Genomic DNA, 15,261 nt, shown 5'->3' with positions numbered 1-15,261 from the left:
CTTAAGAGACCCTCGATTCCAAGGACGTTCCCCTGTGGCCAAGCACCCGATCGCACCCGACACCCCCGACGACGCCGACGTGACGGCCATCGGGAAGGGCCGGCCGACCCCGACGCGCCGCGAGCAGGAGCTCGCCCGCAAGCGTCCGCTGGTCGTGACCGACCGCAAGCAGGCCGCGCGGGACGCCCGCGTGAAGACCGCGGAGCTGCGCGAGCAGGCCCGCGTCGGCATGGCCGCCGGTGACCAGCGCTACCTGCCGGTGCGCGACAAGGGCCCGCAGCGCAAGTACGTCCGCGACTACGTCGACGCGCGCTTCAGCTTCGGCGAGTTCCTCATCCCGGTGATGGTCGTCGTGCTGCTGATCAGCTTCTTCCCGCAGCCCGAGCTCGCCTCGCTCACGCTGATCATCCTGTGGGCGTTCTTCCTGCTCGCCGTCCTCGACTGCATCCTGCTCGGCCGCCGGCTGAAGAAGAAGCTCGCCGAGCGCTTCGGCGGCGCCGACAAGGTCGAGAAGGGCATCCCGTGGTATGCCGCGATGCGCGCCCTGCAGCTGCGCGTGATGCGCCTGCCCAAGCCTCAGGTCAAGCGCGGAGCGTTCCCGGCCTGACCCGGCTGCGCGAACCGGGCCGGCAGAGGCCGGACCGGTCCCGGCGGCCTCGGATTACGCGGCGCGCAGCCTGGCGAGCCCGCGGTTGATCTGACGGCCCCAGAGCGGACCGCGGAAGACGAACGCCGAGTAGCCCTGCACCAGCGTCGCGCCGGCGTCGAGCCGTTCCTGCACGTCCTCCGCTGTGTCCACTCCCCCGACGGAGATCACGCAGAACCCCGCGGGGACGACACCACGGATGACCCGCAGCACCTCGAGTGCGCGCGCGGCGAGCGGAGCGCCGGAGAGCCCGCCCGCTCCCGCACGCTCGACGACGGCGCGGTCGGTGCGCAGTCCCTCGCGGGACAGGGTGGTGTTCGTGGCGATGACACCGGCGAGGCCGAGGCGCACCGCGAGCTCGGCGACGCGGACGACCTCCTCGTCCGAGAGGTCCGGCGCGATCTTGACCAGCAGCGGAGTCGTGTCCGCCGCCTCGGCGACCGCGGCGAGCAGCGGCTCGAGCTTGTCGATCTCCTGCAGGCCGCGCAGACCCGGGGTGTTCGGCGAGCTGACGTTGACGACCAGGTAGTCGGCGAGCGGCGCGAGCATCCGGGCGCTGACCAGGTAGTCCTCGACGGCGTCGTCGACGTCGACCACCCGGCTCTTGCCGATGTTGACGCCGATCACGGGGCGGCCCCGGGCACTGCGCAGGCGGGCGAGGCGCCCGGCCGCCGCGCGGGCGCCGTGGTTGTTGAAGCCCATCCGGTTGATCAGCGCGCGGTCGGCGATCAGCCGGAAGAGACGCGGGCGGTCGTTGCCGGGCTGGGCGCGGGCGGTCAGCGTGCCCACCTCGACGTGGCCGAAGCCGAGCGCGCCGAGACCGAGCACGGCGGTCGCGTCCTTGTCGAAGCCGGCGGCCACACCGAACGGCGTCCGGAAGCGCAGGCCGAGCGCCTCGACCGAGAGGTCGGCGCGCGGCACGGTGAGCCGGCGGACGAGCGGGGCGACGGGGCCGAGCGCCTGGATCACCGGGAAGGCGAGGTGGTGCGCACGCTCGGGATCGAGGCGCTTGAGCACGGTGGAGAACAGCAGCGGGTACACGGCGGCCCTCACAGCTCGTCGGCGGTGTGCAGGGCGGCGGGGCGCTCGGCGCGCAGCAGGGCGATCGCCGACTCGAAGTCGTCGAGGGAGTCGAACGCCTGGTAGACGCTCGCGAAGCGCAGGTAGGCGACCTCGTCCAGCTCGCGGAGGGGGACGAGGATGGCGAGCCCGATGTCGTTCGCGTCGATCTGCGAGGCGCCGGTGGAGCGGAGGTTCTCCTCGACCCGCTGGGCGAGCACGGCGAGGTCGGTGTCGGTGACCGGGCGGCCCTGGCAGGCCTTCCGGACTCCGCTGACGATCTTCTCGCGGCTGAACGGCTCCACGACTCCGCTGCGCTTGATCACGACGAGGCTCGCCGTCTCGGTGGTGGAGAAGCGGCGGCCGCAGGACGGGCACTGGCGGCGGCGGCGGATGGAGAGGCCGTCGTCGCTGGTGCGCGAGTCGATCACGCGGGAGTCGGGGTGCCGGCAGAAGGGGCAGAACATCTCGGGTGCCTCTCGAGGTCAGGCGAAGCGGGCGTCGACGGCGTCGCCGTGCGCGGGGAGCGCCTCGGCGTCGCTCAGCGCGCGGATGTGCGGGGCCACCCGCTGCAGGGCGGCGCGGTCGTAGGAGACGAGCTGCTGCGGGCGGAGGAAGGTGTGCGCGCCGAGACCGGAGGAGAAGCGCGCCTGCCCGAGGGTCGGCAGCACGTGGTTGGAACCGGCCAGGTAGTCGCCGAGGCTCACCGGGGTGGTCGGGCCGAGGAAGACGGCGCCGGCGTCGTGGATCCGCTCGGCGGTGGCCTCGGGATCGACGGTGTGCAGCTCGAGGTGCTCGGGGCCGTAGGCGTCGCTGAACGCGCAGGCGATCTCGAGGTCGTCGACGATCACGAGGGCCGACTGCGGACCGGAGAGGGCGATGCCGACGCGCTCGGAGTGCTGGGTGCGCCCGGCCTGCTCGACGATCTCGCGGCCGACGGCTTCGGCGAGGGCCGGATCGTCGGTGACGAGCACGGCGGAGGCGGCCTCGTCGTGCTCGGCCTGGCTGACCAGGTCGGCGGCGATCAGGCGCGGGTCGGCGCTGGAGTCGGCGATGACGAGGATCTCAGTGGGTCCGGCCTCGGAGTCGATGCCGACCTGGCCGAGCACCTGGCGCTTGGCGGTGGTGACCCAGACGTTGCCGGGACCGGTGATGATGCTCACCGGGTCGAGGCCGAGGGAGTCGACGCCGTAGGCCAGGGCGGCGACCGCTCCTGCGCCGCCCATGGCGTAGACCTCGTCGACGCCGAGAAGCCCGGCGGCGGCGAGGATCGTCGGGTGCACGGAGCCGCCGAACGCCTTCTGCGGCGGCGAGGCGATCGCGACGGAGCCGACGCCGGCGACCTGGGCGGGCACGGCGTTCATGATCACGCTGGAGGGGTAGACGGCCTTGCCGCCGGGGACGTAGAGGCCGGCGCGGCCGACGGGCTGCCAGCGCTGGGTGACGGTGGCCCCGTCGTCGAGCACCGTGGTGCAGGCCGGCGGGATCTGCGCGGCGCTGGCCTTGCGGACGCGGACGATCGCCTCCTCGAGGGCCGCGCGGATCGCGGGGTCGAGGTCGCGGACCGCCGCGGCGATCTCCTCGGCGGGCACGCGCAGGTGCGGCGGGCGGACACCGTCGAGGCGCTCCGCCTGCTCGAGCAGCGCTTCGGCGCCGCGCGCGCGGACGTCGGCGATCAGCTCGGCGACGACGGGCCCGACGGCGGCAGAGGTGCCCGGATTGCGCGGAACGAGGGCGAGGAGCTCGGCGGCGGACGGACGTCGCCCCCGCAGATCGAGAGTCTGAATCATGGCCGCCCCAGCCTACCGGCCGCGCTCGCGCCGCTCCCCCGCGGGCGCCTTCCCGCGCCGCCGACGGCGGGACTCGATCCGTCGCCGGGTCTCGAGACGCCGCTCCGCGGCTAGTAGACCAGCATGCGCAGCGCACGCGCCCCGCCCGCTTCATGCTGATCGAGTAGCCCGCGCAGCGGGCGTATCGAGATCCACCACCGCCCGCACGCCGGTCACCGGGTCTCGATACGCCGCTGCGCGGCTACTCGACCAGCATGTGCAGCGCGCGCCGCGTCGGCGCGGCTCAGTACAGGCAGTTCGGACCCAGCAGGCTCTTCAGCTCGCCGAAGAGGTCCGGGGTGATCCGGACCGGGAACGGGACCTCGAAGACGCGGGCCGTGTCGCCCTTGATCAGCTTGAGGCGGACCTCTGTGCGGCCGGAGTGGCGGATGAGCACGTCGCTGAGCTGCGAGACGGTGTCGGTGGTCGCGCGCGACTCCGGCATCGAGACGGTCAGTGGCCCGGAGTCGCCGTCCTGGCTCATCTCGGGAGCGAAGAGGCTGAACGCGTGCAGGTTCATGCCGTCGTCGCGCATGCTGACGCGGCCGCGCACGACGACGATGGAGTCGTTCGTCAGCGCCGGAGCGAACTCCTGGTACGCCTTGCCCATGAACATGCAGGTGATCTCACCGCCGAAGTCCTCGACCTGGATCATCCCGTACTGGTTGCCCGACGCCTTCGCCATCCGGTGCTGCACGCTCGTGACGAGTCCGGCGACGACCACCGTCTCGCCGTCGCCGATCGACTCCGAGACCAGCAGGTCGGCGATCGTCGTGCTGTAGTGCTTGGCCAGCTCCGTCTCGAGCCCGGCGAGCGGGTGGTCGGAGACGTAGAGGCCGAGCATGTCGCGCTCGAAGGCGAGCTTGTCCCGCTTGGCCCACTCCGGCCGGGTCGGCACCTGGATCGCGGCCTGCGGCTCGTCCCAGAGGCTGTCGAAGTCGAACCCGACCTGCCCGTTGGCCTCGTTGCGCTTCTCGCCGACGGCGGCCTCGACCGCGTCCTCGTGCACCTCGACGAGCGCGCGCCGGGTCGAGCCGAGCGAGTCGAACGCGCCCGCCTTGATCAGCGACTCGATGGTGCGCTTGTTCGCGACCGGGAGCGGCACCTTGCGGAGGAAGTCGTGGAACGACTCGAAGCGCCCCTTCTCCTCCCGGGCGACCCGGATGCCCTCGACGACGTTGGTCCCGACGTTGCGGACGGCACCGAGGCCGAAGCGGATGTCGGGCCCCACTGCGGTGAAGAAGCCGATCGACTCGTTGACGTCCGGCGGCAGCACCTTGATGCCCATCCGGCGGCACTCGTTGAGGTAGGCGGCCATCTTGTCCTTGGAGTCGCCGACGCTGGTGAGCAGCGCGGCCATGTACTCCGCGGGGAAGTGCGCCTTGAGGTAGGCGGTCCAGTAGGAGATGACGCCGTACGCGGCCGAGTGCGCCTTGTTGAACGCGTAGTCGGAGAAGGGCAGCAGGATGTCCCAGAGGGTCTTCACCGCGGCCATCGAGTAGCCGTTGTCGGCCATGCCGCCGGAGAAGCCCTCGAACTGCTTGTCCAGCTCGGACTTCTTCTTCTTGCCCATCGCGCGGCGGAGCAGGTCGGCCTGCGCCAGGGTGAAGCCCGCGAGCTTCTGCGCGATCGACATCACCTGCTCCTGGTAGACGATCAGCCCGTAGGTGCCGCCGAGCACCTCGGCGAGCGGCTCCTCGAGCTCCGGGTGGATCGGGGTGATCTCCTGGACGCCGTTCTTCCGCAGTGCGTAGTTGGTGTGCGAGTCGGCACCCATCGGGCCCGGCCGGTAGAGCGCGAGGACCGCGGAGATGTCCTCGAAGTTGTCGGGCTTCATCAGGCGCAGGAGCCCGCGCATCGGCCCGCCGTCGAGCTGGAAGACGCCGAGCGTGTCGCCGCGGGCCAGCAGCTCGTAGGCGGCCGGGTCGTCGAGCGCGAGGTCCTCGAGGACGAGGTCCTGACCGCGGTTGGCGCGGATGTTGTCGAGGGCGTCGTCGATGATCGTGAGGTTCCGCAGCCCCAGGAAGTCCATCTTGATCAGGCCGAGCGACTCGCATGCGGGGTAGTCGAACTGCGTGACGATCTGGCCGTCCTGCTCCCGCTTCATGATCGGGATGATGTCCTTGAGCGGATCGCTCGACATGATCACGCCGGCCGCGTGCACGCCCCACTGGCGCTTGAGGTTCTCAAGGCCCAGGGCCGTCTCGAAGACGAGCTTCGCCTGCGGGTCCTCGGCGATGACGTTCCGGACGTCGAGCGCCTCCTTGTAGCGCGGGTGCTCGGGGTCGTTGATCCCGGTCAGCGGGATGTCCTTGCCCATGATCGCGGGCGGCATCGCCTTGGTCAGCTTCTCGCCCATCCCGAACGGGAAGCCGAGCACGCGCGACGCGTCCTTGAGCGCCTGCTTCGCCTTGATGGTGCCGTAGGTGACGATCTGCGCGACGCGCTCGTCGCCGTACTTGTCGGTGACGTAGCGGATGACCTCGCCGCGGCGACGGTCGTCGAAGTCGACGTCGAAGTCGGGCATCGAGACGCGGTCGGGGTTGAGGAAGCGCTCGAAGATCAGGCCGTGCTTCAGCGGGTCGAGGTCGGTGATCTTCATCGCGTAGGCGGCCATCGAGCCGGCTCCGGAGCCGCGGCCCGGGCCGACGCGGATGCCGTTGCGCTTGGACCAGTTGATGAAGTCGGCGACGACGAGGAAGTAGCCCGGGAAGCCCATCTGCAGGATGACGCGGGTCTCGTAGTCGGCGCGGTCGCGCACCTCCTGGGAGATCCCGTCCGGATAGCGCTCGTTGAGCCCGGCCTCGACCTCCTTGACGAACCAGGTGTCCTCGGTCTCGCCCTCGGGGACGGGGAAGCGCGGCATGTAGTTCGCGGAGGTGTCGAACTGCACGTCGCAGCGCTCGGCGATCAGCAGGGTGTTGTCGCAGGCCTCGGGGTGGTCGCGGAAGACCTGGCGCATCTCGCGCGGGGACTTGAGGTAGAACTCGTCCGCGTCGAACTTGAAGCGCTTGGGGTCGTCGAGCGTGGTGCCCGACTGCACGCAGAGCAGCGCCGCGTGCGAGGTGGCGTCGTGCGCGTGGGTGTAGTGCAGGTCGTTCGTGGCCACCAGCGGCAGATCGAGGTCCTTCGCCAGCCGGATCACGTCGCCGATGACGCGGCGCTCGATGTCGAGGCCGTGGTCCATGATCTCGGCGAAGTAGTTCTCCTTGCCGAAGATGTCGCGGTAGTCCGCGGCCGCCTGGCGCGCCTCCTTGTACTGCCCGAGGCGCAGTCGCGTCTGCACCTCGCCGCTCGGGCAGCCGGTGGTCGCGATGAGGCCCTCGGAGTGCTCGGCGAGGATCTCGCGGTCCATCCGCGGCTTGAAGTAGTAGCCCTCGATCGAGGCGCGCGAGGACAGCCGGAAGAGGTTGTGCATGCCGGTCGTCGTCGAGCTCAGCAGCGTCATGTGCGTGTAGGCACCCGAGCCGGAGACGTCGTCCCCGCCGCCGTCGCCCCAGCGGATCCGGGTCTTGTCCGAGCGGTGCGTGCCGGGCGTGATGTACGCCTCGGTGCCGATGATCGGCTTGATCCCCGCCGCGGTCGCGGTGCGCCAGAAGTCGAAGGCGCCGAACACGTTGCCGTGGTCGGTGACGGCGATCGCCGGCATGCCCTCCTCCACCGCCGCGTCGATCAGCGGCTTGACCCGGGCGGCACCGTCGAGCATCGAGTACTCGCTGTGCACGTGCAGGTGGACGAAGGAATCGTTACTCGGCAAAGGATGCGCCTCCGACGGACTGCGGGCAGGGAGACCGAAAGTCTACCCGCGTCACTCCCCGCGGAGGACGTCCAGCGCGTGCGCGAGGTCGTCCGGGTAGGTCGCCTCGAACTGCACCCACTCCCCCGTGCCCGGGTGGGTGAAGGCCAGCCGCACGGCGTCCAGCCACTGCCGGGTGAGGCCGAGGCGCTTGGAGAGCGTGGGGTCGGCTCCGTACATCGCGTCGCCCACGCAGGGGTGGCGCTGGGCCGCCATGTGCACGCGGATCTGGTGCGTCCGGCCGGTCTCGAGCCGGATCTCGAGGAGCGAGGCGAAGGGGAACGCCTCGATCGTCTCGTAGTGCGTGACCGAGGGCTTGCCGTCGGCGCGGATCGCGAACTTCCAGTCCGAGGAGGGGTGGCGTCCGAGCGGCGCGTCGATCGTGCCGGTCAGCGGATCGGGGTGCCCCTGCACGACGGCGTGGTAGATCTTCTCGACCAGCCGGTCGTGGAAGGCGCGCTTGAGGTGGGTGTACGCGCGCTCGGACTTCGCGACGACCATCAGGCCGCTCGTGCCGGCGTCGAGCCGGTGCACGATGCCCGCCCGCTCGGCGGCGCCGGAGGTCGAGATCGTGAAGCCTGCCGCGGCGAGGGCGCCGAGCACGGTCGGGCCCTCCCAGCCGACGGCCGGGTGCGCCGCGACCCCGACGGGCTTGTCGATCACCACGATGTCGTCGTCGTCGTGGACGATCCCCAGGTCGGGGACCGCGATCGGGACGATGCGCGGCTCCTCGCGGGGACTCCACTCGACGCTGAGCCAGGCGCCCGCGGCGACGCGGTCGCTCTTGTCGAGGACCCGGCCGTCGGCGGTGACGCCGCCGGCGTCGATGACCTCGGCGGCGAAGGTGCGCGAGAAGCCGAGGAGCTTGCCGACGGCGGCGTCGGCGCGTAGGCCGGCCAGCCCGTCGGGGACGGGCAGCGCGCGGGACTGCACCATCAGGCGCCGCCGCGCGGCTCGGAGTCGATCGCCGCGGTGCTGTCGGTGTCCGCACCGTCCTCCGCGGCGGCCTGCTCGGCCTTCCGCGAGGAGCGCGTGCCGTCGAGGTTCACGCCGCGCAGGCTGAGGATCACGAAGAGCCCCATCGCCGTGCAGATCGCGATGTCGGCGACGTTGTAGATCGCCGGCAGCAGCCACGGCGTGTAGAGGAAGTCGACCACGTGGCCGAGACCGAACGACGGCTCGCGGAAGAGCCGGTCGAACAGGTTGCCGAGCGTGCCGCCGAGCAGCAGCCCGAAGAACAGCGCCCACGCCGTCGAGCGGATGCGCCGCGAGAACCAGATCACGGCGACGACCACGCACGCGGCGATGATCGAGAAGATCCAGGTGGAGCCGCTCGCGAGCGAGAACGCGGCTCCGGGGTTCTTCACGTAGTGCAGGATCAGCACGTCGCCGAGGACGTGCACGTCCTCACCGAGCGTGAGCCCGGTGCTGACGAGGTGCTTCGCGGTCTGGTCGATCGCGAACACCGCGAGCGCAACGAGGCCGAGGGTGACGAGCACCCTCGGCCTGACGTTCGCTGCGGTGGTGCTACGCCCCAAAGCCGGGGAACGAGGACGACTCGGCCGACACCGGCTGGGTGTCGAGGTCGCGGAGCTGGCCCTCGATGTAGCTCTTCAGCTTCTGGCGGTACTCGCGCTCGAAGGTGCGGAGCTCGTCGATGCGGTGCTCGACCGTCGCGCGCTCCTCCTCGAGCTTCGCGACCTGGGCACGCTGCTTGGCCTCGGCCTCGGCGACGATGCGCGCGGCGGTGGCACGGCCCTCGGCGACGAGAGCATCGCGCTTGTCGGCGCCCTCGCGGACGTGCTCCTCGTGGAGACGGCGCGCGAGCTGCAGGAGTCCGCTGGAGCTCTCGGCCTCGTCGACCGGAGCCGACTGCGAGGCGGCGGGAGCGGCCTGGGCGGGAGCCGGGGTGGGCTCCGGCTCGGGCTCGGGCTCCGGCTCCGGAGCCGGGGTCTCGTCGACCACGGGAGCGGGGGCCGGCGTGGACGCGACGGGGGCGTCCATCGGCCGCGAGTCACCGGAGGAGAGGCGCTGGCGCAGCTCCTCGTTCTCCTGGTTCAGGCGGCGGAGCTCCACGACGACCTCGTCGAGGAAGTCGTCGACCTCGTCCTGGTCGTATCCCTCGCGGAACTTCGTCGGCTGGAACCGCTTGTTGACAACATCTTCGGGAGTGAGCGCCATGGCTTTCCACCTTCGATTTCAAGTAGGTACACGTTCAAGAACGTTCGGCTGGAGCTAGCAACGACTAAAGCTAGCAACTGGGAGCGCGCGGCGCAGTGCGGGCACAGCGGAGCACGTCCGATCGACGCCAACGATACAGGGGACGCGGGCGACCCGTGCACCGCCGGGCATCAGACGCGCTGGAGCCAGGTGGCGATGTACATGCCCACGATGACGCAGAGCATGGTGAGGCTCCAGCCGAAGTCGAGGGCGATCGGGCCGATCGAGACCGGCTTGATTACGCGGCGGAAGAAGGAGATCGGCGGATCCGTGACCGTGTAGACGGTCTCGGCCGCCACGAGTCCCACGCCGCGAGGGCGCCATTCGCGGCGGATCACCCGGACGAGATCCAGGACGAACCGCGCCCACATGGCGAAGAAGTACAGCAGGAGCGCGAAGTAGAGGACGCTCGCGAAGAGCGAGATGACGGAGCTCACCGAACGACAGGGCTCCCGGGATCAGGACTTCGCGAAGAACGACGCGTCGGCGTCGCTCTCGGCGGAGGCCGAATCGCCCGCGACCGTGATGTGCGACGGGGAGAGGAGGAACACCTTGCTCGTGACGCGCTCGATGCGGCCGTAGAGGCCCTGCGAGAGGCCGCTGGCGAAGTCGATCAGGCGGCGCGCGTCGGCGTCGCTCATCTGCGAGAGGTTGATGATGACGGGGATGCCGTCGCGGAAGTTCTCCGCGATCACCTGAGCGTCGCGGTACTGCTTGGGGTGGACGGTGAGGATCTCGTTCATCTCAGCGTGTGCCGTCGCCTTCGGGGTCTGGGGGGTGGGCTTGCGGAGCGGGGTGACCGTCGCGCGGGGCTGCTGCGGGGTCGGCTCGACCGGCGGGACCGGCTGGACCGGGGAGACCGGGGCGCGGTGCGCTGTCGCGGGGGCCGCCTCGACGGTCTCGGCACGCTCGTACTCGACCTCTTCGTCGGCGAGTCCGAGGTACACCATCGTCTTCTTCAGCGGGTTGGCCATCAGTGTCCTCCGTGTTGTCGTCGCACCCACAGCTGGGTCACGACGAGGCTACGGGCGGGCGGGCCGATTGCCGGTGATTGCCGACCCGATTCGCAGGTGTGTCGCACCCTCGGCGATCGCGTCGGCGAAGTCGTTCGACATGCCGGCGGAGATGCCGGTCGCACCGGGGTCGATCGAGCGGACCCGCTCCGAGATCGCGCGAAGCCGCGCGAAGGCCGGGCGGGGCTCCTCGCCGAGCGGAGCGACGGCCATCACGCCGCGCAGGACCAACCCCGGGGCGGCCGCGAGGGCCTCCGCGAGCGGCTCGACCTCGCCGGGAGCCGCTCCTCCGCGATCGGGGTCGTCGGTCAGATTGACCTGCAGGAACACGTCGAGCGGCGCCTGCCCGGGCTCCGGCGGGCCGGCGTCGAGCAGCGGCACGAGGGCGAGCCGGTCGACCGAGTGGATCGAGCTCGCGTAGCGCTCGACCTGGCGCGCCTTCTTGCTCTGCAGCTGGCCGATGTAGTGCCAGCGCGCGGGCGTGCCGGCGAGCTCGGCCGCCTTCTCCTGCGCCTCCTGGTGGCGGTTCTCGCCGAAGTCGGCGACGCCGAGCTCGAGGAGGTCACGGAGGAGGGAGACGGGGTGGTACTTGGTGACCACGATCGTGGTCAGCTCCGACGGGTCGCGACCGGCCGAGCGGGCGGCGTCGGCGACCTGCTCGGTCACCGAGGCCCAGCGCTCGGCCAGCTCGCGATCCACCACAGCGGCGACTACTTGAGGAAGTCGGGGATGTCGAGGTCGCTCTCGTCGTCGTCGAACGACGGGTCGGCGACGGGAGCCGGCGCGGCGACGGGGGTGCTCGACCAGATCGACCCGGCCGACGGCGCGGCGACCGGGGCCGGGGCGGGCTCGGACGACGCCTCCGCGGGCAGGCTCTGCTGCGGGCGCGGCGCGGCGACGGCCGCGGGACCGGTCGCGCCGGGCTCACCGCCGTCGAAGCCCGCCGCGATCACGGTGACGCGCACCTCGTCACCGAGGGTGTCGTCGATCACGGCACCGAAGATGATGTTCGCCTCGGGGTGCACGGCCTCCTGGACCAGGCGCGCCGCGTCGTTGATCTCGAAGATGCCGAGGTTCGATCCGCCCTGGATGGAGAGCAGCACGCCGTGCGCGCCGTCGATGCTCGCCTCGAGCAGCGGGGACGCGACGGCCAGCTCGGCCGCCTTGATCGCCCTGTCCGCCCCGCGCGACGAGCCGATGCCCATCAGCGCGGAGCCGGCGCCCTGCATGACCGACTTGACGTCGGCGAAGTCGAGGTTGATCAGGCCCGGGGTGGTGATCAGGTCGGTGATGCCCTGGACACCGGCGAGCAGCACCTGGTCGGCCGTGGCGAAGGCCTCGAGCATCGAGATGCCGCGGTCGCTGATCTCGAGCAGGCGGTCGTTCGGGACGACGATGAGGGTGTCGACCTCGTTCTTCAGGGTCGCGACACCGGCCTCGGCCTGGGTCTGGCGGCGGCGGCCCTCGAAGCCGAAGGGCTTCGTGACGACACCGATGGTGAGCGCGCCGATCGACTTCGCGATGCGCGCCACGACGGGCGCGCCGCCGGTGCCGGTGCCGCCGCCCTCGCCCGCAGTGACGAAGACCATGTCGGCGCCCGCGAGCACCTCCTCGATCTCCTCCGCGTGGTCCTCGGCGGCGCGGCGGCCGACCTCGGGGTCGGCGCCGGCGCCGAGTCCGCGGGTCAGCTCGCGGCCGACATCGAGCTTGACGTCCGCGTCGCTGAGCAGCAGCGCCTGCGCGTCGGTGTTGATCGCGATGAACTCGACGCCGCGGAGGCCGAGCTCGATCATGCGGTTGACGGCGTTGACGCCGCCACCGCCGATGCCGACGACCTTGATCACGGCGAGGTAGTTCTGGTTTGAAGTCACGTGTCCGGCCTCCGGGCTGAACCTTAAACCTGTAGTTGAGGCTTAAAGTTATGCTGAGTATGCATTTGGGGTGTGGGCTCGACGGTAGGCGGAGTGCGCGCCGCGCTGCGACAGACACGCCCGCAATCGGAAAAGAGCCGCGCGGATCCGTCCGGCGCGCCGCTCATCGCCGGGCGACGACGGCGGCCTCGGGCGAGGAGACGTCGTAGGAGGCGACCGCCGCGGGGTCCGTCGCCGCCATCAGCTTCTCCAGGACGACGGCCTTGAGCGCGGAGTCGTCCGACCCGCCCCAGAAGACGACCGCGCCGTCCGCGAGGGTCAGGGAGACGTCGTCCCCCGTGGTCGCGGCCGCCGAGGCGACCTGGCTCTCGAGCGACTCCGGCAGGGTGAGCAGCACCCGGGCGGTCGCGCGGAACGCCGCTCCCGAGGCGGAGCCGGTCGGCGTGCTGAGCAGCGGGTAGCCCTCCTGCGCGGCCGGCGCCGTCTCGATCACCACGCCCGCCGGGTCGACGAGGTCGAACTCGGCGCCGTCGGCGATCACGCCGACCGGGGTCCGCTCGACGACGCTGACGATGAGCGTGCTCGGCGGTCGCGTCTGCACGGAGTAGCTGCGCACCAGGGGGTAGCTGCCGAGCACCCGCCCGACGGCGGCGCGGTCCACCAGCGTGAGCGGCACCCCGACCTGGTCGGCGAGCGAGTTCTGGATGTCCTCGGCGCTGACGCGCTGGGTGCCGGTGATCTCGATCGTCTTGACGGCCATCAGCGGCGAGTACGCCGCGACCGCGACGACCAGGGCGAGGACGACGAGCGAGCCGGCCGTGACCAGGGCGATGGTGCGGCGGCGGCGTGCGCGCTTGGTGAAGCGGCGGACCTCGCCACGCTCGAAGCGGCGGCGCTCCCGAGCCGCCTTCGCGAGCGCGCGACCCTCCGCCCCGGGCAGCGGGAGACCCCGGAGCCGGGACAGCGGCGTCCTCCGCGGCTCGGCCGCCGTCCCGGGCGGAGTCCTCTCCGACTCGACCGGGGCGGGCTCGGCACGCGCGGGTACCGCCTTCTCGGACGTCGCCTTCGTGGACGTCGCCTTCGCGGGTGCGACCTTCTCAGGTGCGAGCTTCGCGGGTGCGACCTTCGCCGGTCTCCCGGCCTCCGCCGCCTTCTCCGCCTTCATCCGCTCGGCCTGCAGCTTCCCCGCCGCACTCCGAGGAGCGGACGGCAGCCGCAGCGACGCCGGCGTCGTCAGCCGGATCGGCTCGGTGGGGTGCTCGTCGTCGCCGGACGGACGCGATTGCGCCGGCGGAGGGCTCGCCGGACGAGCGGGCGCGGAACGCACTCCGCTCGGCGGCCGCACGCCGTCCGGCCGCTTCATCGCGCGACCGGCGCGACCTCGCTCGCGCCGAGCGACTCGAGCAGCTGCGGGATGATCCGGTAGACGTCGCCGCAGCCGAGGGTGATCACGAAGTCGCCCTCGCGTGCGATCTCCGCGGTGCGGCGGGACGCCTCCTGCCAGTCGGCGAGGAACGAGACGCGCGAGGGGTCGGCGAACTTCTCGCTGACCAGCGCGCCGGTGACGCCTGGCTCGGGGTCCTCGCGCGCGCCGTAGACGTCGAGCACGATCGTCTCGTCGGCGTAGGTCTCCAGCGCCTCGGCGAACTCGCGGGCGAAGAGCCGGGTGCGGCTGTAGAGGTGCGGCTGGTGCACGGCGATGATCCGGCCGGTGCCGACGACGGTCCTCGCGGCCGAGAGGGCGGCGGCGACCTCGGTGGGGTGGTGCGCGTAGTCGTCGTAGACGCTCACGCCGCGCACGGCGCCGTGCAGCTCGAAGCGGCGCTCGGTGCCGCCGAACTCGGAGATCGCGGCGAGGGCCGGAGCCGGTTCGAAGCCGAGGCCGACGAGCACGGCGAAGGCGCCCGCCGCGTTGATCGCGTTGTGGCGACCCGGGATGCGCAGGCGCGTCGTGTAGCGGCGGCCCTCGTACTCGACGGTGAAGCCGACCGGGCCGACCAGCTCGAGGTCGACCACGCGGACGTCCGAGCCCTCCGCCTCGCCGAAGGTCAGGACCTTCGGTCCGTCGATGCGGCGGGTGACGCTCACGGCGCCGGGGTCGTCGGAGGAGATGACGACCAGCTCGCGCGCGCTCGAGGTGAAGGTGACGAACGCCTCCTCGAACGCCTCGAGCGAGCCGTAGTGGTCGAGGTGGTCCGGGTCGACGTTGGTCACGAGCGAGACCGCGGTGTCGTAGAGCAGGAAGCTGCCGTCGGACTCGTCCGCCTCGACGACGAAGACCTCGCCGGAGCCGGCCGCCGAGGACGTGCCGAGGCCCTCGATGATGCCGCCGTTGACGAAGCTGGGGTCGGCGTCGAGACCGAGCAGACCGGTGACGATCATGCCGGTCGAGGTGGTCTTCCCGTGTGCGCCGGCGACGGCGACCAGGCGCTTGCCTCGGACGAGCCAGGCGAGCGCCTGCGAGCGGTGCAGGACGGGCAGGCCGCGCTCCTTGGCCAGCAGGTACTCGGGGTTGTCCGGCCACAGGGCCGACGTGACGACGACGGCCTCGGCGTCGCCGAGATGCGCCGCGTCGTGCCCGATGGCGACCGGGATGCCGAGCTCGCGGAGCTGCTCGATCGGGTGCGACTCGCGCACGTCGGAGCCGGTGACGCGGTGACCGGCGCGGTGGAACAGCCGCGCGATCCCGCTCATCCCCGAGCCGCCGATGCCGATGAAGTGGACCGAGCCGAGCTCGTCGGGGACGGTGATGCCGAGGTCGGGCTTGATCACGGGGCTCTCGCTTTCGGGTGGTCGGCGCGGCGTGCGGGGTGCCGCAGGCCGGACG

The 15,261-nt window shown here is 71.5% G+C and carries 14 protein-coding genes; 1 reads left to right on the top strand and 13 read right to left on the bottom strand.

Features of this window, described 5'->3' with window-relative positions:
• The first annotated feature begins 34 nt into the window (after positions 1 to 34).
• Complete coding sequence (locus tag MT353_RS21075) at positions 35 to 607, top strand: DUF3043 domain-containing protein (protein WP_243587142.1); 573 nt, start codon at positions 35 to 37, stop codon at positions 605 to 607.
• Positions 608 to 661: 54 nt separating this feature from the next.
• Here the strand turns inward: MT353_RS21075 and MT353_RS21070 are convergent, their stop codons facing one another.
• From MT353_RS21070 to murC, 13 genes are all read right to left on the bottom strand, one after another.
• On the bottom strand, positions 662 to 1,687 hold the full coding sequence (locus tag MT353_RS21070) for a quinone-dependent dihydroorotate dehydrogenase (protein ID WP_243625859.1): 1,026 nt from the start codon (positions 1,685 to 1,687) through the stop codon (positions 662 to 664).
• 8 nt (positions 1,688 to 1,695) lie between these two features.
• Positions 1,696 to 2,172, bottom strand: coding sequence for a transcriptional regulator NrdR (gene nrdR / locus MT353_RS21065; protein WP_123446147.1), 477 nt, complete (start codon positions 2,170 to 2,172; stop codon positions 1,696 to 1,698).
• Positions 2,173 to 2,190: 18 nt separating this feature from the next.
• Entirely contained in the window at positions 2,191 to 3,495 is a 1,305-nt protein-coding gene (hisD, locus tag MT353_RS21060) for a histidinol dehydrogenase (RefSeq protein ID WP_243625834.1), read from the bottom strand.
• A gap of 283 nt (positions 3,496 to 3,778) precedes the next feature.
• Positions 3,779 to 7,240, bottom strand: a complete 3,462-nt coding sequence (gene dnaE, locus MT353_RS21055; RefSeq protein ID WP_243600275.1) for a DNA polymerase III subunit alpha — start codon at positions 7,238 to 7,240, stop codon at positions 3,779 to 3,781.
• 102 nt (positions 7,241 to 7,342) lie between these two features.
• Positions 7,343 to 8,263 (bottom strand): RluA family pseudouridine synthase, encoded by a 921-nt coding sequence (locus tag MT353_RS21050; RefSeq protein ID WP_123733325.1) that lies wholly within the window; start codon positions 8,261 to 8,263, stop codon positions 7,343 to 7,345.
• A 2-nt stretch (positions 8,264 to 8,265) separates the two neighbouring features.
• The gene (lspA, locus tag MT353_RS21045; RefSeq protein WP_123735886.1) at positions 8,266 to 8,829 is read right to left on the bottom strand and encodes a signal peptidase II; all 564 of its coding nucleotides are present in this window, start codon (positions 8,827 to 8,829) and stop codon (positions 8,266 to 8,268) included.
• 28 nt (positions 8,830 to 8,857) lie between these two features.
• Complete coding sequence (locus MT353_RS21040; protein WP_123446143.1) at positions 8,858 to 9,511, bottom strand: DivIVA domain-containing protein; 654 nt, start codon at positions 9,509 to 9,511, stop codon at positions 8,858 to 8,860.
• A gap of 170 nt (positions 9,512 to 9,681) precedes the next feature.
• Entirely contained in the window at positions 9,682 to 9,987 is a 306-nt protein-coding gene (locus MT353_RS21035) for a YggT family protein (protein WP_260300677.1), read from the bottom strand.
• Positions 9,988 to 10,008: 21 nt separating this feature from the next.
• The gene (locus tag MT353_RS21030; protein ID WP_123446142.1) at positions 10,009 to 10,524 is read right to left on the bottom strand and encodes a cell division protein SepF; all 516 of its coding nucleotides are present in this window, start codon (positions 10,522 to 10,524) and stop codon (positions 10,009 to 10,011) included.
• Between the two features lie 48 nt (positions 10,525 to 10,572).
• Positions 10,573 to 11,265, bottom strand: coding sequence for a YggS family pyridoxal phosphate-dependent enzyme (locus MT353_RS21025; RefSeq protein WP_243625833.1), 693 nt, complete (start codon positions 11,263 to 11,265; stop codon positions 10,573 to 10,575).
• An 8-nt stretch (positions 11,266 to 11,273) separates the two neighbouring features.
• Positions 11,274 to 12,434: a cell division protein FtsZ gene (ftsZ, locus tag MT353_RS21020; protein ID WP_123704523.1), complete on the bottom strand. Its 1,161-nt coding sequence runs from the start codon at positions 12,432 to 12,434 to the stop codon at positions 11,274 to 11,276.
• 163 nt (positions 12,435 to 12,597) lie between these two features.
• Positions 12,598 to 13,599 carry an FtsQ-type POTRA domain-containing protein gene (locus tag MT353_RS21015; RefSeq protein ID WP_243625832.1) on the bottom strand — a complete coding sequence of 334 codons (1,002 nt, stop codon included), beginning with the start codon at positions 13,597 to 13,599 and terminating at the stop codon, positions 12,598 to 12,600.
• Between the two features lie 194 nt (positions 13,600 to 13,793).
• Positions 13,794 to 15,206: a UDP-N-acetylmuramate--L-alanine ligase gene (gene murC, locus MT353_RS21010; RefSeq protein WP_243625831.1), complete on the bottom strand. Its 1,413-nt coding sequence runs from the start codon at positions 15,204 to 15,206 to the stop codon at positions 13,794 to 13,796.
• Between the last annotated feature and the right edge of the window lie 55 nt (positions 15,207 to 15,261).

Source organism: Rathayibacter sp. VKM Ac-2927, from assembly GCF_022815525.1.
Classification (GTDB): Bacteria; Actinomycetota; Actinomycetes; order Actinomycetales; family Microbacteriaceae; genus Rathayibacter; species Rathayibacter festucae.
Note: the sequence above shows the minus strand (reverse complement) of the source record. Positions and strands in the feature narration are given on the sequence as shown.